Annotated in this window: 16 protein-coding genes; 9 read left to right on the forward strand and 7 right to left on the reverse strand. The window is 37.8% G+C overall.

Features of this window, described 5'->3' with window-relative positions; genetic code table 11:
* Positions 1-10: 10 nt before the first annotated feature.
* The 3 genes from P4L16_01535 to P4L16_01545 form a co-directional block, all read right to left on the reverse strand.
* Positions 11-1,054: a S49 family peptidase gene (locus tag P4L16_01535; protein ID MDR3623801.1), complete on the reverse strand. Its 1,044-nt coding sequence runs from the start codon at positions 1,052-1,054 to the stop codon at positions 11-13.
* 89 nt (positions 1,055-1,143) lie between these two features.
* Positions 1,144-3,420: a hypothetical protein gene (locus P4L16_01540; protein ID MDR3623802.1), complete on the reverse strand. Its 2,277-nt coding sequence runs from the start codon at positions 3,418-3,420 to the stop codon at positions 1,144-1,146.
* Between the two features lie 240 nt (positions 3,421-3,660).
* Complete coding sequence (locus P4L16_01545; protein MDR3623803.1) at positions 3,661-4,320, reverse strand: carbonic anhydrase; 660 nt, start codon at positions 4,318-4,320, stop codon at positions 3,661-3,663.
* A gap of 18 nt (positions 4,321-4,338) precedes the next feature.
* On the opposite strand from P4L16_01545, the gene P4L16_01550 reads away from it, so the two are divergent.
* Genes P4L16_01550 through P4L16_01560 form a run of 3 tightly spaced genes read left to right on the forward strand, consistent with a single transcriptional unit; the run spans position 4,339 to position 6,626 of the window.
* Positions 4,339-5,436 (forward strand): mechanosensitive ion channel family protein, encoded by a 1,098-nt coding sequence (locus P4L16_01550; protein MDR3623804.1) that lies wholly within the window; start codon positions 4,339-4,341, stop codon positions 5,434-5,436.
* Between the two features lie 33 nt (positions 5,437-5,469).
* A complete protein-coding gene (locus P4L16_01555; protein ID MDR3623805.1) occupies positions 5,470-6,099 on the forward strand; it encodes a DedA family protein in 630 nt (209 codons plus the stop codon).
* A gap of 23 nt (positions 6,100-6,122) precedes the next feature.
* Positions 6,123-6,626 (forward strand): CDP-alcohol phosphatidyltransferase family protein, encoded by a 504-nt coding sequence (locus P4L16_01560; GenBank protein MDR3623806.1) that lies wholly within the window; start codon positions 6,123-6,125, stop codon positions 6,624-6,626.
* A 29-nt stretch (positions 6,627-6,655) separates the two neighbouring features.
* On the opposite strand, the gene P4L16_01565 is transcribed toward P4L16_01560, so the two are convergent.
* The 3 genes from P4L16_01565 to P4L16_01575 form a co-directional block, all read right to left on the reverse strand.
* Positions 6,656-8,284, reverse strand: a complete 1,629-nt coding sequence (locus P4L16_01565; protein ID MDR3623807.1) for an Npt1/Npt2 family nucleotide transporter — start codon at positions 8,282-8,284, stop codon at positions 6,656-6,658.
* 307 nt (positions 8,285-8,591) lie between these two features.
* Positions 8,592-9,776 carry a phosphoglycerate kinase gene (locus P4L16_01570; GenBank protein MDR3623808.1) on the reverse strand — a complete coding sequence of 395 codons (1,185 nt, stop codon included), beginning with the start codon at positions 9,774-9,776 and terminating at the stop codon, positions 8,592-8,594.
* A 4-nt stretch (positions 9,777-9,780) separates the two neighbouring features.
* Positions 9,781-9,936 (reverse strand): hypothetical protein, encoded by a 156-nt coding sequence (locus P4L16_01575; protein ID MDR3623809.1) that lies wholly within the window; start codon positions 9,934-9,936, stop codon positions 9,781-9,783.
* A 542-nt stretch (positions 9,937-10,478) separates the two neighbouring features.
* Between P4L16_01575 and P4L16_01580 the strand changes: the two genes are divergently transcribed.
* The 6 genes from P4L16_01580 (at position 10,479) to P4L16_01605 (ending at position 22,218) form a co-directional block, all read left to right on the forward strand.
* Entirely contained in the window at positions 10,479-11,789 is a 1,311-nt protein-coding gene (locus P4L16_01580) for a TolC family protein (protein MDR3623810.1), read from the forward strand.
* The gene (locus P4L16_01585) at positions 11,780-12,859 is read left to right on the forward strand and encodes an efflux RND transporter periplasmic adaptor subunit (GenBank protein ID MDR3623811.1); all 1,080 of its coding nucleotides are present in this window, start codon (positions 11,780-11,782) and stop codon (positions 12,857-12,859) included. The genes P4L16_01580 and P4L16_01585 overlap by 10 nt, the downstream gene beginning before the upstream one ends.
* Positions 12,856-15,870, forward strand: a complete 3,015-nt coding sequence (locus tag P4L16_01590) for an efflux RND transporter permease subunit (protein ID MDR3623812.1) — start codon at positions 12,856-12,858, stop codon at positions 15,868-15,870. The genes P4L16_01585 and P4L16_01590 overlap by 4 nt, the downstream gene beginning before the upstream one ends.
* Positions 15,871-15,932: 62 nt before the next feature.
* Positions 15,933-17,039 carry a hypothetical protein gene (locus P4L16_01595; protein ID MDR3623813.1) on the forward strand — a complete coding sequence of 369 codons (1,107 nt, stop codon included), beginning with the start codon at positions 15,933-15,935 and terminating at the stop codon, positions 17,037-17,039.
* A complete protein-coding gene (locus P4L16_01600) occupies positions 17,039-19,234 on the forward strand; it encodes an NHLP family bacteriocin export ABC transporter peptidase/permease/ATPase subunit (protein MDR3623814.1) in 2,196 nt (731 codons plus the stop codon). The genes P4L16_01595 and P4L16_01600 overlap by 1 nt, the downstream gene beginning before the upstream one ends.
* Positions 19,231-22,218, forward strand: coding sequence for an NHLP bacteriocin export ABC transporter permease/ATPase subunit (locus P4L16_01605; protein ID MDR3623815.1), 2,988 nt, complete (start codon positions 19,231-19,233; stop codon positions 22,216-22,218). Before P4L16_01600 ends, P4L16_01605 begins: the two co-directional genes overlap by 4 nt.
* Here the strand turns inward: P4L16_01605 and P4L16_01610 are convergent.
* Positions 22,215-23,066: an Rpn family recombination-promoting nuclease/putative transposase gene (locus tag P4L16_01610; protein ID MDR3623816.1), complete on the reverse strand. Its 852-nt coding sequence runs from the start codon at positions 23,064-23,066 to the stop codon at positions 22,215-22,217. The two genes, P4L16_01605 and P4L16_01610, sit on opposite strands and share 4 nt — an antisense overlap.
* Positions 23,067-23,199 lie beyond the last annotated feature (133 nt).

The following is a 23,199-nucleotide window of genomic DNA, read 5'->3' on the forward strand; positions in this document are numbered from 1 at the left end:
AGAAAAAGCCTTATGGCTGGTAAAGATAGAGGGATTTATTTGCAAGCCTTACATCACACCCTTGTGGAAGCTCTAATTTATGTATGCATGTTTTTGGGGCTATAAAACTTTGAGCACTAAACAAGTCTCCTAGCCACCTGTCATGCTTTAATCGCATAATCTGATACGGACTATCTGGTGAAATGTGAGCTACTTCTGCAAGTGCTTTTATCGCATCTGTCCAACTAGCTCCTGCAACGTCGATAAAACCATGCTCTAATGCAAGAGGGGCTGGAAACACCTTAGCACCATATTCTTCGATGAGTATATTCTTTGAAATGCGAGTGCGCGCTTTTACGACAATGTCAACAAATCTGTTATAAAAATAGCGATCCAGCTCCTTATAATTCTCATCTTCAGATGGCCCCCAAGGACGAAATGGGTTCATAGCATCTTTGTCTTTGCCTTCTGTAAGAGATAAAGCCTTGACGCCTACCTTATTCAGCAACTCCGACACGTTAAAAAATTGAGAAATTACACCAACAGAGCCAATGACACTGATATCTGATGCATAGATTTTATCAGCAGCAGATGCAATATATAGTCCACCAGAGGCACAAAGACCATCAACATAGGCATAGATAGGAATTTTATGTAATTTTTTGTATTCCATAAGCGTTTGGTAAATCGCATCCGCATCAAAGACAACACCGCCAGGAGAATTAATATTCAATAAAATCGCCTTGACACGTCCTCCTTGAATGATACCCTCATTTGACTCTACAAGCTGACTTCTTATGGATTCTGCTGTTAACTCCTCCAACCCAATTACACCATGAATATCGATTTGAAGGATAACAGGAGAGTGAAAACTCAATAACTCTCTTTGAAAATTAGCGTCTGGCAAAATTTCGTACGTATAATTGGATACGATACCCTTTTTTCCAGATCCTAAAACACCCCCCAAAAAGAGAATCACAATCATCAAACTTAAACAAATGCCCAGCAATGCAAAGAATGCAATGCAAAAGGAGCGAATAGAAGAAGAAAAGATAGATTCGTGTGAAAGTCTCATGATAACCCGCAGTTAAACATCAAACGCGCACTATAGCGACTCTTTATGTATCGATCAAAGAAAATCTTCAAAGAGCTGTAATTTTTCTACTAAGCTGCAGGAACACTTAACCCTCTTCTAACATCTTTCTTATCACTGTGAATAGTCAAGTTTGGGTTTTTCCAGATCTTTGTAGATAAATTAATCCCAGGATCCACATACTCTCCATCAAGTTCCCATTGAATCTCTTCTCTTTGCTCATCTAACCTTGCAATTGCGGATAGCAAACGCTCTCTTCTGTCACCCACCATGGCCTGTTTTTTTACCATCCACGCAGGTCCATGAATCATTGCTGTTCTCTCTTTTTTAACTGTATCCCTATCTTCAGACAAAGATGAAAGTAGCGCATAAAGTAATGCATTACACTTGCCCGCTCTATCAATTGCATCTTTACAAGACATATTAAAAGAATGTGGCTGAGAAGTTTTCAAGAGTTCTAATGTGAGAAATGCATAAAAAGTTTCGATAAAATCTTTTCTCTCTTCTCTAGAAAGCTCTATTTTATCATTAAACATCACCTTATGTACACGCTCTAATGTACCTCCAAGCATTGTTTCAAACCGAACCCTATTCTCAGCGCTTGCACGCCAATCCTCTGGAAAATAAAAACCAGATGCTCCAGTTGAATCCATTAACTGTTCTTTAAAGTCATTAATAAAACTTTGAGAGGCTAAATTTTCCTGACTCCACTTATCTTCTTGTTTATAAAACTTTGAATCTTGAGCCAATACAACCACAGCAAAATCTGGAAATTCTTTTTGCAAATCAATAATGCATTGATTGCGTTTTCCATCAGCATTGTTTTTTCCATACTGCTGCAAACTAACATAAAGATGCTTTTCATTCTTTGCACGAAGAGACTCTAAGTACCCTCTAAACTCAGGGTTAACTTCTGTACTTCGAAGACCATCAATCGTAGGTGTTCCAAAGCGTAAGCAATGAATAGCATGCTCGCAATTAATAAAGCCTTCCTCGATTGTATACCAATGAGAGGGAATATTATCTTCTGCATGAGGATCGAAAAGCATACCTATTGCACCCTCTGCTTTGCCTATACCAACTGCGGCCCTACTAACCCCATACCCGCCAAGTATTGCCTCATCAATTGCTTCAAATTGTTGTTTAAGGGTAAGATCATGCCATACATTATATGCATTTGGCACACCAAATCTTACAGGACTATTCTTGTGCAACTCAGACCTTCCATCCATAATTACTTCTCGCATTAGCTCAAAGTAAAATGAATGCATATGTGTATTTCTAAAGCGAACATAACAAAGCTCCAAAACATGATCTAAAGCAAGATCATAAGATGCTCCTGACTTCTTCTTTTCTAACTCGTCTTTGAATACTTGACTATTGAGAATATCTCTTAAACTAGTCAAAAAACTCTTATGTATTGCTTGCATTGTATTAGGATCAACAAGTTCTAAACGCTTTAATGGTTCCAAAAGATCTATAACACTTCTATCTAAGAGTGTCTGGCAAGCAGGAAAAGAGCCTTCTTTATCTTTTTTTTGTACTGCGATCAAAGGAAAACTGTGAAGCTGCTGCAACCAAGGATGGGTTCTTCCTGCAAAGACATTACCAAAAAGGTTAACACCCGTTGTTACTACATTTCCAATAGCAGAGAAAACCCGGTCAGCTACCTTAAAAACTCCCCCTGCAGCTTTGTCTAGAAAAGTACCTTCTTCATGAAAAACAGCACTCTCTGCGCCATTTGGGTCTACTGGTAATCTATCAGCAACTCGTGGTTCCTCTACTTGAGGCGGACTAACAACTAGCACACTACTTCCCCGTTCCTCTACCCGAGGTAGGCTACCATCAAATATTTCATTATCATCACCTTCGTCTCCATCAGAAAGTCCAGAAAGCTCTTCTACACTATCAATTAAAGCACCTACATTAACGACATCAACTGGCACAGGATCTACTTCAACTGCAGGATTTATGACTGATACAGGCTCTGCTTCAGCTGCAGGATTTACAACTGGCTTTGGCTCTTCCTTGTCGTGCTTAGGCTTGTTCTCTTTGGCGAGAATAAGCTCTCTAAACTTGTGCTCATGTGATGTTGATGTATAAGCACATGCAAGACCTATCAATGTAAAAACAGAAGAAATAATCGCAATTAAACCTAAAGCCACTTTATTTAGAATATGCACGCGTTTTTCTATTACATTTTCATTCCAATTTGCTTTGGATTCAATTATGCGTACATTATAGCCACCAAATGCGGACCTCGAAGTCCATAAAAGAAGATCAGCAATGCTCTCACAATAATCTTTCTTACCCTGCTGAAACTCTACTAAATAACGAGAAATTTCCATCTAACAACCTATTTTTAAAATTATTTATTATTTAAAAAACTATACTATTAATTAAACAATAATAATATAAAAATTACATAAAGATTGATGGAATAAAAGTTAATTATATATAAACAATTATTAATAAATAATAAATTAATTTTTGATTACAATACATAACATTAAAAATTAATTTAAAAATTAGCGGAAGTCGCTCTCCACGAAAGCATAACATGAGTAAGTTAACCTAAAAAATAAAACTTATTTTAAAACAGAAACTTTACCGGTGCTAAGATCGTAAAAAGCACCAACAATCTCTAACTGCCCACCTGCATATTTTTCTGATAAAATGGGAGCTGTTTCTTTTAATGCATGAACGATATGAAGGACATTTTTCTTTACAAGGTCATCAACTGTGTAATTATTAATATCCTTAACATCCTGTATGGCAGGATAAACTGCCAAGACAAGCTCTTCGATATGCCCTTCTAAATACTGCTTTTCTTTTAAAGTCTTTAAAAAAGTCTCCATAACGCCGCAACGCTCATGCCCGAGCACCATGATGAATGAAACGCCCAAGTTCTTTACAGCGTATTCAAGGCTGCCATAAGAGAAATTATCCACCAAGTTTCCAGCAAGTCTTGTAACAAACAAAGACCCTATGGCTTGATCAAAAATAATTTCTGGAGGAACTCTGGAGTCAGAACAACATACAATAGCTGCAATGGGTTTTTGTTTACTAGAAGAGCCTTCTCTACTCGTTGCTGTATTCAAACAAAGCTCTAACTTTTGGTTGATATAACGCACATTACCTTCTAATAATTTTTCTAAAACACCCTTTGTTTGTTGCAAAGGAGCCTCTGCAAACAAAGATTCTTGCATAAATAGAAAAAGAAAGATTATAAGCATTCTTTGATACATATTTACCTCACCAATCATATGTCTTTTAACTCTCTCATAACAAAGATCCACAGTGAATTGCCCTGGGCCTTCAAAGTCCTTGTCGTTTTACTTATCTTTACCATATTACATTTTATTTTAAACCTTCTTTTTAAAAAATTTATCATATCCTCCTCGCATCAAAAAAAATCGTGGCAAATCCTTTTATTTCATGCGCTTTATATCCCTTTAATTCTCATACTTTGGGTGTTTGCAGGCTCTATCGTATTAAGTACCCTTATCTGCCATATCGATAAAGAGTCTACCTTTCCAGTCGATCATTTACGTACTTTTCTCATTGTTTTTTGTGTTACCTGGTTTCTTCTTCGCTGGAAAAAAAGTATCCAAACTCATCTTTTATCCAGAACAGATGATCATGCTCCAGACAAAGTTAAAGTCGATATACTTGGAAAGCTCATATCTCTTTTCATTATCCTTTTAGCAACCCTATTCAGCTTAGAAGCGCTGGGATTCAATATTCAAACTCTCATTGCAATCGGTGGTATTAGTGGTTTTTCCATCGGATTTGCAGGAAAAGATGTGTTTGCAAACTTTTTTGGCGGGCTCATGCTCTATCTAACAAGACCCTTTGTTGTTGGAGACTTAATCAAATCGAGCGATAAACCGATAGAGGGCACTGTCGAAACAATCAGTTGGTACTATACTTCCATTAGAGGTGTTGATAAACAACCTATCTATGTACCCAACTCTCTTTTTTCTACCATTTTGCTTACTAACTTATCTAGAATGAGTCACTGGAACATCGATGAGCGCATTGGTATTCGCTATGATGACATCCATTCCCTACTGCCTATCATCGAAAATATTAAACAATTTCTTAACCAAGAGGGCTCCATTGACAAAAACCAGCCTATTCGCGTCTATTTTGATAAACTTGCAGACTCATCCCTTGAAATTGTGATCTGGGCATGCATATTTGCAACAAAAAAAGATGATGTCATCCCTATTAAACAAAAAATTCTTTTAGAGGTTTCAAATATTGTTGCAGCGCACCATGCAGAATTTGCTTATCCAACAAGAACTATGGGCATTTCTAAGGAACTGACAGATTCCTTGCTTTTTTCTAAAACAAAATGATACAATTCTCCAAGAATTCATAAGGAAATTTTCATGGGAATTGACATCATTATCATTGGGTTTATTTATCAATACCCACACCACGCTTATTGGATCATTTTTATCTCTCTTATTCTTGCAGGGTTTAATCTGCCCATTAGTGAAGATCTCATGCTTGTAACAAGTGGCTGGCTTGCAAGCGCTGTCATACCAGAACACGCCCTCAAACTTTGGATTGCCGTCTTTGCAGGCGCTTTTCTATCAGACTGGATTGCTTATTGGACGGGCAGACTACTTGGACCTCGCTTACTTACGATGAGATGGATTTCAAAAGTTGTAAAACAAGAGCGCATTGATAAAATGCACAAATTCTATGAAAAATGGGGCTTCTTTGCATTTCTTGTAGGGCGATTTGTCCCATTTGGTGTAAGAAATTGTCTCTTTATCAGCGCCGGCATGGGGCACATGTCTTTTCCTAAATTTTTGCTTATCGATGGCGTTGCAGCCCTTTGCTCTACAACATCAGCATTTTACTTAGCATATACTTTTGGTCAGCATTACGAGCCCATCTGGGAATATATTAAAACTTATGATATTGCTTTTATTAGCGCAATTGCTATTGTACTTGTTACTTTAGCCGGTATCATCTGGTACAATAAAACAAAACGCGTGACATCGCAATAAACCACTCAGCCAAGCGTCTTATCATGTGGAATCTACCTAATATTCTTTCAGCTTCGCGTCTTCCTCTTGCCTTTCTCTTCCTCTTTGATAATGTAACTATAAGAGTTATAGCCATCGCTTTGGCACTTACAACAGACTATCTCGATGGTTTTCTTGCAAGAAGCAGACAAACTGTCACTCGCTTTGGCACGCTTTTAGATCCTATATCCGATAGATTCTTCGTTGCATTTGCATCTGGCATGCTACTTTTGGAACACCAATTAACTTGGTGGGCCCTCGTTGCAATCTTTGCAAGAGACTTATTCCTCTTTCTCTTTTGGGCTTATATCAAATTGAATGGGACTTGGGATACATTTCGATGTAGAGCAACACTCTTTGGAAAAGTAACGACCGTTGTACAGCTTGCTCTTCTCTTAGGGCTTATTCTCAACGTAGTCTTTCCACCAGCTTTTTTCTTGGGACTCATTCTCTTGGGAGTCTTTACCTTTGCAGAACTTCTCTACCGCATCGGCAATTTACCAGTTTGATCCTGAAAATACCTAAGTTTTTACGTCGTTTAAGCAGTAATGGGTGATGCTGGAGTCTCTGCAGCAGCAGCAGCCACAGCTTCTTCCGGTATAGGCTCTGTTGACACTTGAACCTGCTCTCCATGAGCAATATGCAGCGACTCATGATGTCCTACAAGCTCTGTGAACCTCTTACCAAGAGATTTTACAGCAAGTATCCAAACACCAATTGCCCCCATTAAAATCCCTGCAACATAAGGAGTTGTTGCAGACAGCGTGCCAAACACAACAAGTAAACCTTGGTAGACAATAGAGCCACCAGACTTACCAAGACGAGAACCCACCCCATCAATTGCGGCCTTGCCTTTTAGCTTGGACTCGCGATCTAGCGGAATAAATGAAAGTTCTTTTGTTGCATCAAATAAGGTGTATTTAGACGCTCGACTTAAACAATTTTGCGCCGATCCAAACAACACAGCCATTGCAAGCGGCGTTGTACCTATGAGTGCCACAATACCTGCAAGCTGAAACTTGAAAAGCAGAAAAGAAAAGAAGCCAACACTTGTAACTAATAAAATAACGGGGGGGATAAGAGCTGTAAAGGTCCATCCACATTTACGCAAAGAGTTTCCTGAAATAAAGAGTGCTGTAAGCGTTGCAATAATCCCTGTAATCGTCGAAATCTGACTCATATAGGTATAATAATCGTTTGTGTTAGGATAAAGCTCTTTCACTTGAGCTTTCCAGACAACCTCTGTCAGATTGATGACAAGGTTGTAGCACAAGACGACCATAGCAATCCCTATCAGGTAGCGAGACTGTGCAAGATAAGCAAAATTTTGTCTCATAGAAAGCTTAACTTTTGGCTCTTCTTTTTGCTTTGATAACTTAATAGCAGCCCTTTCTAAGTTTTCTTGATGGCTAATCACATTTTTGTTGAGCCAACGAAATACAGCCACAATAATGACACCAGACAAAAGAACGGCAATTGTTGACATCATGAGAGATTGTTCCCAAGCATCATTGCCAAATGGAATAGACGTGTTAAATACAGTAGGCGATATCAAGATAGAAATCTGCCCCGCCGCAACGCCTGAAAAATTGCAACCAATACCAATTAACCCATAAAAGCGCTTAGCTTCGACAACTTTTGTAACTTCATTTGCAAATCCCCAGAAAAGCACAGAAAGAATAATATTACCCCAAAGCTCTGCAAGCACATAAAAACCCGTAAACGTCCAGTAACGAAACATGGCTACAAACCCTTTAAGACCCTCTGGTAATATATTTTGAAGAAGATCGGCTGCTGCATGGGGATGCAGATAACTACGTGCAGGATAAAGGACAAAAGTAAACAAGAAGAAAAAGCCCAAAAAGATTGTGATCAAAATATAAAACACTTTTTCTCTTGGATATTTATTGACAAGACGAGTAAACAAAAAAGTCATTAAAAGAGCCATTGGAAGAAGTACCCAAACTTTAATAAAGGGAATAACTTCTGCTCCTGATGACTCAGCGGTCACTACAAGGGAGTCTTTTAAATTTCTTAAAATATTGTAATTAAAAGAGATAAAGAAAGCCATCAAGATTAAAGGAAGAAACTTAGACAATTCACTGCTATGAATGGGCCACAAATACGTGCGCCACGTTCCAAAAGGTGATTGTGATGACTGCGTCATGAAAAGCCTTTTGTTGAGTATGTCGCGAAGGTTATAACTCCCTTTTCCTGAAAAGATAAAGAAAGTGCAAAGAACTGCTTGCTAAAAACTAATAAAAAATTTAAAAGAAAAAATAGAAAAGGCACTATCTCTTTGAGTGATATCGTTACGACTGTCTCTCTACAGATTGTGTTCATTCACAAACTCACAGGCCTTGACTTAACTCTAAAGGTTTTAATCTAAAGATTAATTTACTCTAAATGTTTTACTTGGAAGTAAAAGTTTAAAGATTCTTGCATTTATTCTACATTAAATCAGATTTATTTGTCTATAGTTTAAAAACTTCAACTCCTGGAAGCTTTCCAAATTCAATGTATTCTAAAGAAGCACCGCCTCCTGTGGACACATGACTCATTTTGTCTATTACATTAAGATCTCTCAAGGCAGCAACAGAGTCTCCTCCACCAACAATCGTAACTGCATTTGCCAAGGCCATAGCTTGTGCAATATTCTTTGTTCCATTAGCAAACCTTTCAAACTCTGCAACGCCTACAGGACCATTCCAAAACAAAGTACGTGCATCCTGCAACAAAACAGCCCATTTTTTAGAGGTTTCTGGACCTATATCCATTCCCTCAAAGCCATCAGGAACACCTTTTTTGGAATCAAAAACTTGAAATGGGGCATCTTTGGAGTATTCAGTTGAAGCAATAATATCTACAGGTAATTCTAAACGAATATTTTTTTCTTTTGCTTTACTTATAATATTCCTAGCTTCACCTAAAAGGGCGTTTTCACAAATAGAATTACCAATGGGTATTCCCATCGCCTTTAAAAACGTGTAACTCATCCCACCACCAATAAAGAGAGCGTCTACCTTATTTAAAAGTGAGTGTAAAACCCCCAACTTAGAAGAGATTTTTGCACCTCCTATAATCGCGTAAAAAGGTCTTTTAGGATTTAAAAGAGCATCTCCTAAAAACTGGATTTCCTTTTGTAATAACAGCCCAGGTGCTTTTCTTCCTTCAAAATACTGCGCGATGGTAGTAATCGAAGAATGAGACCTGTGAGCTGCTCCAAATGCATCATTGACATAAAAGTCCGCAAGGGATGCGAGCTCTTTTGCAAATCCAGGATCTTTATCAGGATCCTCTTCAGCAGCATGAAAGCGCAAATTTTCTAGAAGTAAAACATCCCCTGGCAAAAGATTTTTTACCATAGACTTTACTTCACTCCCAATGCAGTCCGGAGCCATTTGCACTTTTCTTCTTAAAAGTTCAGACAAACGCTTTGCACAGAGGGCAAGTGAATATTCAGAAACTTTTTTACCTTTGGGGCGCCCCAAATGACTCATAAGAATAACCATAGCGCCTGATTTAAGAAGATATTCTATTGTAGGAATGGCTGCAACAATGCGCGTGTCATCAGCGATCTTTCCTTGTTCATTTAAGGGAACATTAAAATCCACTCGAACAAGTACTTTCTTACCATTCACTGGTAGTTTATCTATCAAGACCCTATTTTCCTCTAGCTGTTGTAGAAGAATGGTAGAGGTGATGCGCAGGCTCTTTAGTATCTTTCTTTCCACCGCTAGTTTTTTTTAAGTGGGCGCTCTCAAGTTGTTGCTTTTCATTTCTTTTAAGAGGCTTGCTAGCTTTTTCTTTATTGCTCATAGTTACCTGTCCTTATGATTTGTAACTCATCGAAAACACCATACTACTTAACAAGTTTTTTTTTGTCAAAAACCAATTCTTGAACTTGTTCGCATATACTTTTCCTTATCTGTCCAACATCAGAGTAATAGACTTCTTGCGTAATTACATTTGCTTGTTAAAATTGTCTTTTTTGACATCTTTATCGTTAAATTTTTCAACCATATGTTCACATATGCTTGAAAAATTTATCAATAAATCTACTCAAAAAATTGCAATTTTTCTAAGCAAAGCTAATTATGTAAGAAGTCTATTAGGAAATAGATAGCGAAGTAGTGTACTTTTTCCTGTTTGTCTTGCCCAAGCAAAAGGATAACCTTAAGCAGATAGAATGCGCGGAGAATAGATGTCTTGGCAAAAAATCCATGTTTTTCTCGATTTCTTTAATCATCAGTGTAAATTATCGAGAATATTTTGGCGAATATTTTTAGTAATCTGTAAATATTTAGTTGTATTTAAAATGTTTTCTGTGTATGCTTTTTGGGCATTCATAGTGGAAACATATGTCAGTCATTAAATTCTTTATACAGTTTTTGATTATAGTATGTCTTTTTTTTGGCACATTGAAAGCAGAAGAGTTTGATCATCCTTTGACTCTCAGTGAAATTGTCGATATTGCTCTTTCGCACCATCCCTTAACAAAGCAAGTATGGTGGAAAGCTCAGCGAGCAGCATCTGTTGTTGGAGATGCAAAAAGTGCTTATTATCCTTATGTTGGAGTAGAAGCCTTTGTAGAACATGGCAGAGATTTTCAATTCATCAATGGACCAAATACTAATTATACAATTACTGGAGCAGATCTTGTGCTTTCACTATTGCTCTACGATAGTGAAGAGCGCACAAACAAGGTGAAAGCTTCTAAAATGGCTCTAATAGCAGCTCAATGGCATGTAGACTGGGCTATTCAAAAAGTAATGGTAGATGCATTAGTTGCAGCTTATGCAACTTTACATGCTCAAGAAGTATTCCAGGCAACATTTGCTTCTTTTGAAGATGCAAAAAAGCTATCGATGACTACAGAAGAATTATATCGCGTAGGGCTTAAGCCTATTTCTGATGTTTATACAACCAAAGCGATGTTTGCACAGATGAAGATGGAGTTATCTGAAAAACTTGGTCTTTTAGAAATACAGAAAGGAAAACTTGCTGCAAGCCTTGGATTATCCGCCAATACATGTTTGCAACTTGCAATGCTAAATCCTGTACAATACCCTCAAGGCAATCATATTGCAGCACTTATTTGCCTTGCAAACAAAAAGCGCGCTGATTTACTTGCAAAGCGCTCCCAACTCTATGAATCTTACTATAATCTCAATAAGGTGAGTGCATCATTTGGTCCAAAAGTCTTCTTGTCTGGAAGAGGAGGTCTTAACCATGCTTTTCATGACCAAGCAAGTGGTGGTCAATATCAAGTCGCTCTCAATTTAGAGATGCCACTTTTCAATGGCTTTGAGACGATATATAAGAATCGCATCGCTTATGCTGATACAAAACTTACTCAAGAAGAGCTTGCTCAAGTCCAGCTAGATATTGCCTTAGAGGTGCTTACATATAGTAAATCACTTGAATCTGCAGAAAAAATGCTTCCAGATGCCAGTAGCAATTTAGAAAACTCTCAAAATGCTTACGAAATTGTTGTGGAAAAATATAGCCTTGGAGAAGAGAAAATCGCAGAAGTGTCTAATGCTCAAATGCAGCTTGCTGCAGCGCGTATCAAATATAGTGATACTAAAACAAAATGGCTCTTAAGCATTGCAAATCTTGCTTATGCAACAGGAACACTTACTCATTATTCGGGGGCACAATGCAATTGATCATTTTTTTCTTTACAGCCTTGATTCTCTTGATGACTAGCTGTTCAAAAGATGTGAATCATCTTGAAGAGCACAGCACTTTAATTCCTGTTATTACAACTAAAGTGGTCATTCAAGATGTTCCTACCTATTTGGAAACAGTTGGAACATTGATTCCTTCGGCATCTGTAGACTTGCGTCCTGAAGCTAGCGGTATTTTAGAAGAGATTCTAGTTGCAGAAGGTGAGTGGGTGACAAAAGAGACTCCATTATTTAGAATTAATACAAAATTGAGTGGAACAAAGGTTAAAGAGGCAAGGGCGCAGCTTGCTATGGACCAGACGCAATTGCGAGCTTGTGAAAAGAAACTTGCGCGCTTTAAAACGCTTTCTGAAAAAAATATGATCGCACAGTCAGAATGGGATGAGCTTGAGGCGAATGTAGAAAGAGCTAATAATGTTATTGAATTAGATGAAGCTAGGCTAGAGTCTGCTCTCATCGAATTGGAGCGTTGCACACTTAAATCGCATATTGAGGGGCAAGTTGGAAAGATAGATGCACATCCAGGAATGCTTGTTGCTCATTCTCAGGTAGAGCCATTAACAACGATTTCAAATACTCGCAATCTTACTGTTGAATTTTTGGTTACGGAAAAAGAGTTTCAAATACTATCAAAAGCCTCATCTGAAATCGAAGTTCAACCACTTTTTGACTTAAATCTTGTTCTAAAGGGTACTCTTACTTTTTTAGATCATCACTTTGATGCTAAGAAAGGTTTATTATTGGTTAGGGGTAATATAGAAAATAAGGAATCACTGCTTCTTCCAGGGCAGCATGTTCATGTATGTATCCCTATTTTTATTGCAAAAGATGCTATGTTAGTTCCTCAAAAAGCCATTCGTTATAATCAACAGGGCCCTTATGTCTATCTTGTTCAAGAAGATATGAGCATTGCTTCTCGTCAATTAATTCTGGGTGATGAATATGAAAATAACCAAGTTGTTTTAGAGGGTATTGAATTAGAAGATCGAATTATAACAGATGGCCATTTGCGCCTTGCTCCTGGATCGAGGGTTGAAATTAAATCATGAATTTATCTCGTCCCTTTATTCAAAGACCTGTAATGACATCGATTCTTATTTTAACGATTTTGTGCGCAGGATTATTTGCTTTTTTTAAGTTGCCAGTAAGTGATTTACCTGCTATTGAGCATCCTCAAATTACTATAACAGCTGGGTATACAGGAGCCAATTCTGAAATCGTTCTCAATGAAGTTACAAGGCCTTTAGAAAAAGAGCTTACGCATGTCAAAGATGTTCAAGAGATGAAGTCTAATAGCTCTCTTGGTAATTCTATGATTTCTTTGACTTTTGACCTTTCTAAAAATATGGACGAGGCTATACGCGATGTGCAAGCAGCTTTAAATCGAGCTGCAGAGTTTTTGCCTCAAGAGCTTAATCCAAGGCCTGCCTATCATCTACAAGAAAATAGCCAAGAAGCAATCATGTGGCTTGTTTTGACGAGTAATCATGCAAGCGTTAATGAATTGCGTAGCTACTCAGATGCTTACATTATTCCTCGCTTGATGCGATTAGAAGGTGTTGCCCAAATTCAACTTTTTGGAGCAGAAAAGTCTATTCATGTTCACCTAAACCCAGAACTAATGAGAGCTCGGCAAGTTTCTTTTGATGATGCAATTCATGCAATTCAAGAAAAAATCAAGGTGGTTCCTCTTGGAAATATTCAAACAAGTAGTAAAAAGCTTTCAATCGAATGGCCAACAACGATTCATGCTGCAAAAGATTTTGAAGAAATTCTTATAGGAGACTCTGGCGTGCGCCTTAAAGAGATTGGTGTGATCTCTGATAAAAATGATGATGAGGAAGAATTTCACCTAGTTTCAAAAGAGCTGAGCTCTACAGCTTTTGGTCTTGGGATACAAAAATTTAGTAATGCAAACACAGTTTTAGTCTCTAAGCGGGTGCATGAGATCCTTCAAGAATTAAAAAAAGAAATTCCCTCTTCAATGAGCCTTGATGTGTGGTTTGATAAAGCAGTTTGGATTGAAGACTCTCTTTTTGATGTACAGTGGTCTTTATTATTTGCACTCATTCTTGTAGCCATTGTGATTTATCTTAGCTTAGGTAGATTTTCAGAATCTCTTATCACATCGCTATCTTTGCCCCTTTCTCTTATAGCAACATTTATCGTCATGTATCTTTTAGACTTTAGTCTTGATCTTCTCTCTCTTTTGGCTCTTACGCTATCTGTTGGTTTTATTGTAGATGATGCCATTGTTGTTTTAGAAAACATTGTAAGGCATCAAGATGAGGGATGCTCTGCACTAGATGCAAGCTTGCAAGGCAGTAAGCAGATCTGTTTTACAGTTCTTTCGATGACGCTTGCTCTTGTTGCGGTCTTTATTCCACTACTTTTTATGCCAGGAATGAATGGCCGTCTTTTTCGAGAGTTTAGCTTAACACTGGCTATTGCTATTTTAATCTCTGGTTTTATATCCCTCACTTGCACTCCTATGCTGTGTAGCCGATTTTTATCTAAAAAGAAAAAAGAGAGCTCTTTTCATAAAACATCCTCAAATTTTAACACAAAGCTTACAAGCTTATATGGTAAAACTCTTAAGTCTTGTTTATCTTATCGTAAAACAGTGCTATTTAGCATTTTTTTATGTTCTGGAGCAGCTATTTTTTTATTTACCAAATTACCAGTTAATCTGATACCTCCAGAAGATCGTGGATTCTTCTTTGTATTTGCCCAACTTCCCTCCGGAATGCCACCCAAAGAGCAAAAAGAGCAACAAAAGCAATTGGAATCACTTGTATTAACACATCCCCATATAGATCACTTTTTGAGTGTAAATTTTGAGAATAATCTACTTTTTATTGTGCGCTTAGAGCATCTTTCTAAGCGTCCTCCACAAGAACAATTGATAACAAAGATGCAGCAATCATTTGATCAAGTTCCTGGTATTCAAACCTTTATTCAACCTTATCACTTGATTAATTTGGACTTGGATTTTGGCAAGAAAGGTCAATATAAGCTTTTGGTACGAGGATCGGAATTTTCGCAAGTGGATCTTGCAACTGCCAAATTAACAGAAAAGCTACAAAGCTATCCAGAGATTGCATTTGCCTATAGTTCTTTGAAGCAAGAGTCTACCACATTAGTCATGCATGTCAATGAAAGGCTTGCAGATAAGTTGGGAATTAGTAGAAGACAGATTCAAAATATATTGCAAAGTGCCTATGGACATGGATCTATCGGCTCTATTTCTCAAAATACACATAAAGAGAAAATCTATCTCGATCTTCTTTCTGGTTTTCAAAATCATCCCAAAGCACCTAATTATTTATCCCTTACATCCTCTAATGGAAATTTGATTCCCCTTAAGTCTATAGCTACTTGGGAGGAGAAGCTTGCTCCTGTATCCTTAGCACATTATGATCAATTGCCAACTCAAACTATTCATTTCTCTCTTGCTGAAAACATTCCTGTAGATAAAGGGCTTCAGCTTGTGATGGATGTTGCTTCTAATTCGCTTCCAGAGCACATTAATGCATCCCTTTCAGGAAGTGCAAAAACGATTGCTTCTACGACAAAAAACACGCTTTTATTGCTTTTAGCAGCATTTATTGTAATGTATGTAGTACTTGCAATTTTGTATGAAAGCTTTATTCATCCATTGACTATTTTGTCTTCTATTCCATTTGCAACGCTAGGTGGAATTTTTACTCTCTTTTTCTTTAATGAGCCTATCTCAATATTTAGTGCCGTTGGTTTTTTATTGCTCATTGGAGTGGTAAAGAAAAATGGTATCATGATGGTAGATTATGCAATAGCTGCTGAAAAGCAAGGGCGCTCTTCTGTAGATGCTATTTATGAAGCCTCTCTTGTACGTCTGCGACCTATTATGATGACAACTGTTGCAGCTGTTATGGGAGCAATTCCTATAGCAATAGGTTTTGGAGAAGGCGCCGAAATGCGCACAGGGCTGGGCCTTGTTATTGTTGGAGGCCTTCTTTTCTCACAAATATTAACTCTTTATGTCACACCTGTTCTTTACTTAACATTTATTAAGAAATAATTTCTTGGACAAGAATTAAATATTTTATATAGTCCAAAGTAAAAAGTTTAAGAGCAGAAATTATGGGTAAAGAAGATTCTCCTGAAGATGAAGACAATAATAAAGATGAGAGTGAGAATGAGTCCCCATTTAGAGAGGGGGTAGTTGATAGGCTTTCATCTCCTGAGCAGCTTGACAGGGTCATGATCGTTGTAAGGCCCAAAGGCTGGATAGCTCTTCTTTGCCTGGGTTTCCTTATCCTTATAGGGCTTGTTTGGGCTTTTGTCGGTCGCATACCCATTGAAGTGGACGGAAGGGGTGTTATTTTAACAGAGCGCGGTTTATTTAGTATTTATTCTACCATAAATGGACTTGTTGCAGAGACGAATGTAAAAGTGGGCGACTGGGTGACTCCAGAAACAGTTGTTGCAAAAATTCGTGACCAAGCGCTTATTGATCAAATTAGAGAGCAAGAGTTAAAGGTAGAAACGCTCAATGCAAGTATGAAGGCAGCAGTAAGTCAAAAGTCAGAACAAGAACAAAATGCGCTAAATCTGCAGCTGGAAGCAGAAAAGATATTGCTTGCAGATTTGAAAAGGAAGCCAAGCATTGTAAATGTTTATGCTTCCAATATTGGAAAAGTCATTGAATATGATGTGACCGTTGGTAGTGTTGTAGGCTTTGGAACGCCTATTGCTTGGGCACATCATGCGCTTCGAGAAGATATGCTGCCTGTGTGTCATGCCTATTTTCGTGTAAAAGATGGAGAGCAAATAAAGCCTGGCATGCAAGTAAAAATGGCCCTTGAGAATGTGGATACACAAACTTATGGGTATTTACTTGGAACTGTTTTTGATGTATCAGAATTTCCTGCATCTGATTTAGACCTTCTTCAAGTTCTAAGAAATCCACAGCTTATAAGTTATATAAAACAGGGAGCTCCTGCGGTTATTGCTGTTTTAATTCATCCGATTCTTGATCCTCAAGAGCCCTCTGGATATAAATGGTCTTCTGAACGTGGTCCTAATAGTTATTTGAAGATAGGATCTATCTGTGAAGTTAAAATAGTGACAGAAGATAAAAGACCTATTTCCTATCTTTTTCCATTTTGGTTTACTCCTCCAAAAGAGCCTTTAGGAGAAAACCCTAATATTTATCCCGATGGTCATTTTGGAAAAGAGACAAAGTAATGATGCAAATTTTTGATAGGTGGAAAAAAAGACATCGTACTCCAACAGTGATACAGATGGAAGCTGTAGAGTGTGCAGCTGCATCGCTTGCAATTGTGCTTGGATATTACGGAAAATTTATTCCCCTTGAAGAGTTACGTATAGAGTGCGGTGTCTCAAGAGATGGAAGCAATGCGTTTAATTTAATTCAGGCAGCTGAAAAGTATGGTATGGAGTCGGCAGGATTTAAAGCCGAGATGGAAGATTTGCAAGAGATGCAACTTCCCTTTGTAGTCTTTTGGAATTTTAACCATTTTCTTGTTGTAGAGGGTTTTTCAAAGAAGTTTATATACATTAATGACCCTGCTAGTGGCCCTAGAAAGATAAGTTATGAAGAATTTGACAAAGCATTTACGGGCGTTGTCATTACAATGCAACCAGGAGAAGACTTTAAAAAGGTTGGAAAGGCTCCGGCTCTTTGGCCTATGTTAAAGGCGCGCCTTTGGGGCGTTATGACTCCTATTTCATTTATTAGCTTGGCGGGTATTTTTCTTGTTTTGCCAGGGCTTGCAGTTCCAGCGATCACGCAAATCTTTTACGACCAGGTTTTGGGTGCACATCACTTAGGATGGAAAAATGGTATAACATTTGGTTTGTTAGGGCTTGTAATTGTGGTTGGAGCAATTACTTGGCTACAGTGTACAAATTTAAATAGATTATATTCTAAGTTGTCCATTCGATTTTCAGGTGAATTTTTTTGGCACATACTAAGGCTTCCTGTTTCTTTTTATGCGCAGCGCTTTAGTGGAGAAATTGCTCATCGTATAACATTAAATGAAGCTGTAACATCTGCGCTAACGGGTAATTTAGCAACTACTTTTATCAATATCGTGCTTATCATTTTTTATGCCTTTGTTATGTTTCAATATAATGTAACGATTGCTTTAATTGGTATTTTAGCAGCTTTTTTGAATTTGTTGATTTTATGGTTAATTAACCGATCTCGTAATGATGCCTACGCAAGAGTACAACAAGAAACGGGAAAAAGTATTGGTTTTGCAATTGGTGCGCTGCAAAATATTGAGAGTATTAAAGCTGCTGGTAATGAAGCAGATTTATTTACGAAATGGGCTGGCTATTATACTAAAACGGTAAATGCTCAGAGAGAAATTAATTTAAAGGACGTCATTTTAACGTCATTTCCAGCTCTTTTACAGGGGATTTCTACAGCTGCACTGCTTGGAATTGGTGGTTGGAAAGTATTGCATGGTGAGCTTACAATAGGTATGTTACTTGCTTTACAAGGACTTTTAGGGGCATTCTTATCTCCTGTTGCACAGATGGTTAATCTAGGCAGCACACTGCAAACAATTAAGATCGATATTGCAAGGCTGGATGATGTTTTGAAGAACGCAGAAGATCCAGTGTTGCAGCTTTCAGAAAAAGGTAAGAGAGATGATCACTCGATTACTCGCCTTGAAGGGTATTTAGAATTTAAAAATGTGACATTTGGTTATAGCCCGCTGGATCCTCCCTTAATTGAGAATTTGAATATTACGCTAAAGCCTGGACAGAGAATAGCTCTTGTTGGGCCATCTGGTTGTGGTAAGTCGACAATTGCAAAGCTTGTAAGTGGTTTATATCAGCCATGGAGTGGTGAAATTTTTTATGATGGAAAATTGCGTCCTGATATACCTGCTTACGTTTTTCATAATTCACTTTCTGCCGTGGATCAAAAAATCTTTTTATTTTCAGGGCTAATTCGAGAAAATCTAACCCTTTGGGATGCAACTGTTGAAGATAAAGAGATTATTCAAGCTGCAAAGGATGCTTGCATTCATGAAGAGATCATTCTAAGACAGCATGGTTACGATACTTTATTGGAGGAAGAGGGGGCTAATTTTAGCGGTGGAGAGCGCCAAAGGCTTGAAATTGCAAGAGCTTTGGTCTGTTCACCAAGAGTTCTTATCATGGATGAGGCAACGAGTGCTCTAGACTCTAAAACGGAAGAAATCATCTCTAGAAATATTCGACAGCGTGGTTGCACATGTGTCATGATTGCGCATAGGTTAAGCACCATTCAAGAATGTGATGAAATTCTTGTGCTTGATAAAGGTCGGGTTGTACAACGAGGAACTCATTTTGAATTAAAATCTACTCCTGGATTATATCAAGACTTGGTAAACCGTGAATCTGTATTAAAAGAAATGTCATGAAGAATAACAAAACAATCTCTGTTCAACTATCTAAGATTTCTACTCTCGAAGGAGATGTTCAAGAAGTTCCCTCAAACCATAGAAGGTTTCTTGCCTATCCAGATGCCATATGGATGATAGAGTCTGGAGAAGGTGCTATTTTTGCAATGGAGAGGACGGGCACGCTTGTTAAAAATGGTGTTCTAGACAAGGGGCCCCTTACTTACTTGAGTTCTGTAAAACCTGGATCTCTAATTTTTGGCTTTACGATCACTCCAGAAGACCCAACGGCTATCCTTATTATGACCCACTCTAAGGCAAAGTGGAAGAAAATGAGAGCGGATTCACTCTCTTCTGCCTGTCAAGATGATTTTGAAATAAGAAAAGAGTTTTCTTTGCAAGTAGACTTTTGGATTAATCAATTTGCAAGTCAAGTAGCCTATCTAGAGTTGGAAGAGAATGATTTGGTCATCAAATCAGATGACACATTAGATGTAGATACAGGAAAAATCATTGCACCCTTTAAAAGCGTTGACCCTAAGAAAAAGGAAGACATTCTTTGGGTAGAGGTATTGGAGGGGGAATGCAACTTATTTGGATTCGACTCTTTGAAAATTGATAAAGAGGCAGGTGTTTATCCATTGAATCATATTTCTTGGATATCCACGGCAGCAACGCATGTTGTGCTAAGAGGGATGACAACAGAAGAGGCAGTAGCACATCCAAAATTTTGGACTGGTTTTAGATTATTCCAAGAGCATTCTTTAAAGCTTGTCACTTTAAGCATTCAACGTAAGCAAGAAGATGATTTAAAACGAGTTAATGAAAGGGAAGTCTTAGATGCATCTGTTGTGGATCAGTCACTGAAAAATATGGCAAGTGTTTTGCAAGAAAAGCCAGATCCACAAGTAACGCCTGGAAGAGATGGATTACTAAGGGCTTGTCAATTAGTCGGTATTGAAATGGGTATTGAATTTGCCCCTGTTAAAGATAAAAGGCCTTTGGATCCTATTTACACGCAATTATTAAAGCTGTGTCAAAAAGCAAGGTCACAGATGCGAAGAGTTACGCTAAAAGATGATTTTTGGAATTTTGATTCACTGCCTCTTCTTGCTTTTTATAAAGATGGAATGCGTCCTGTTGCACTTATTAATAAAAACCCATCTTATTATGAGATTATTGACCCTATTACTTTAGAGAGAACGCCTTTAAATCAAGAAACTGCATCTAAATTATCGAGTGAGGCCTACACATTCTATCAACCATTTCCAGAAGGTGCTTTGAGTGGATTTTCGATTTTTAAATTCTGTGCGTTTGGAAGAAGAAGAGAAATGCTTACAATCGCTTGTACAGGAGTTCTTGGTGGCATTATAAGCTTGTTTCCTCCTTTCTTGAATAAAGTGTTGTTTAGTGATGTAATAGGGGCTGGGGAGGCGAATCTTTTATGGCAAGTAGTTGTAGGTCTTGTTTTAGTTGCATTTAGCATGACGATTTTTACATTGGCACGCTCTTTAACGATGCTAAGACTCACTCAAATGGTTGGCTTTAAGATGGAAACCGCTTTGTGGGATCGTATTTTAAGCCTTCCAACTACATTTTTTAGGCAATTTACCGTTGGTAATTTGATACAGAGGGTATATTCTATTACACAAATTCATCAACTTATAAGTGGTACAGCCGTTAAGATCCTTCTTTCTGGAATATTCTCACTCTTTTATCTTATTGCAATGCTTTACTACAGCCCTCTACTTGCCCTTGTGGGACTTGCTATTATTGTATCTAGCGTGATTGTCTCTGGCATTTGTATCGTCTTAAAAACGATCTTGCAAAGAAAAATTTTGGCTGTAAGTGGTATTTTAAATGGCATTGTCGTACAGATTATTTCGGGTGTTGGAAAACTTAGAATCAGTGGTGCTGAAAACCGAGCTTTTGCTTATTGGAGCAAGTATTTTACTGAAAACAGACGTTTGAGAGCACATTCTTACTCTATTCAAAACGTTGTAACTACAATGACGGCATTTTTACCGATCTTATCGTCGATGGTTTTGTTTACGGTCGTTATGAATATGCTAGAAGATAGTGAGCAAGGACAAGCTTTGATGACTCTTTCTGTTGGTTCCTTGATTGCATTTTTGGCAGCTTATGTTCCCTTTTCTCAAGCAATTTTTGATGTATGCAATACACTTATCAATTTAGTGCAAGTTATCCCTCTTTGGGAGCGATCAAAAGTTATTTTACAAGCAGATCCTGAGGTTAATGCAGAAAAAATTAAGCCTGGAAGGCTTATGGGTGATGTAGTGCTAGATCATATCTCTTTTCGTTATGGAAAGGAATCACCTTTGGTTTTGGATAATTTGTCATTGTATGCAAATCCGGGTGAATTTATTGCAATTGTAGGGCCTTCTGGGTGTGGCAAGTCTACTCTTGTTAGGATATTACTTGGTTTTGAGGTTCCAGAGTTTGGTAGTATTTATTACAATAGCAAAGACCTCTCTTCCTTGGATTTAAGAGATGTACGTCATCAGATTGGTGTTGTATTGCAAAATGGAGCTATATTTTCTGGGTCTTTGTATGAAAATATTGTTTGTGGTGGTACCTACACAAAAGAACAGGTGGAATATGCAATGAAGGTTTCTGGATTTGATAAGGATATAGAAAGTTTTCCTATGGGGCTTCATACAGTGGTTCAAAGCGGTGGAGGTGCATTCAGCGGAGGGCAGGCACAGCGTCTTCTTATTGCAAGAGCACTTATTTCTAATCCTAGGCTCTTAATTTTTGACGAGGCTACAAGTGCTTTAGATAATAAAACGCAAGATTTGGTAACAGAGAACCTGGATAAGTTAAAAGTTACTCGCATAGTAATAGCTCACAGGCTTAGCACCATAAAAAATGCAGATCGCATCTATGTCATTGAAAAGGGACGGGTTATACAAGAAGGATCGTTCCAGGAGCTTTCTTCAGAAGAGGGTCTCTTTAAAACCATGCTAAAACGTCAAGCTCTTTAAAGGGTTTCAATTGCTATTTGTGATAGGCCTGTAACTGCGTGAATACTTTGCCATGTCATGCCCTGACTTTTCATCGCTTTTGCAACCGTAGCAATACCTTTAGCAAGGCCTACAGCTTCTCCCTCGTCAAATTTTTGATCCATAGAGGCTTTGTAGGTGCGGGCATATTTGTCTTTTTGGTCATAGGTTAAAAGCTCGATATCGCTCCAGGAAAAACGGTTGAGCTCCTCATAGGCCCTCTCCATGATAGGATCATGGGCTCCTAACCTAGAAACTTCCTTTTCTGAAGTGTCTTCAGCATGCTTAAAGAAGTAGACCCACTTGTCAAGCATCGTTGAGAGATCATCTATTGTTTTGTGAAATTTGGGAAGCTCAACAAAGGTAAAAGAGAAGTCTTTGAGATCATTTTCATAGCTCTTCTTGTCGAGAATTACGTGATCAGATTTAAAATATTCTTTATTTGGAAACATGATAAAATCAGCAATAGCTAAAAAAATCACCTCTTGAAGATTGTGATATTCGCCACCAGCCTTTGTTTGAGAGATATATGCTTTAGAGGCGTAGTATTGTGCTCTTTTTTCAAAACCCTTTTCTTTTGCGACCTGCATCTCTACGATGTAAGTGTGTCCTCTTTCATCTTTGCAGAGAATATCAACAATGCTAGTTTTGTTTGAGATGATTTCTGGATCTTGAATTGTCTTTAAGAAAGTTACTTCCTGAATGGGAAAACCCTCTTTGAAAGTGAGGGTATCATTGAGAAAATGAATGAGGATATCTTTATTTTTTTCTGTGCCAAAAATCTTTTTGAAAGCAAAATCATTTTTTGGATCTAAAAATTTAGAGAGCATATTTTTTCCTACAAAGCAGGTTCTTACGCCAGTATATCAAAAAATAATAAAGTTGACTAGGAGCAAACCTTCTTTGATGAATCTTTATAATAAATTAATGATTTATCTATACGCTACTCTCTTTAATAAATTG

Source organism: Chlamydiales bacterium, from assembly GCA_031292375.1.
In the GTDB taxonomy this organism is placed as follows: domain Bacteria; phylum Chlamydiota; class Chlamydiia; order Chlamydiales; family VFKH01; genus JARLHF01.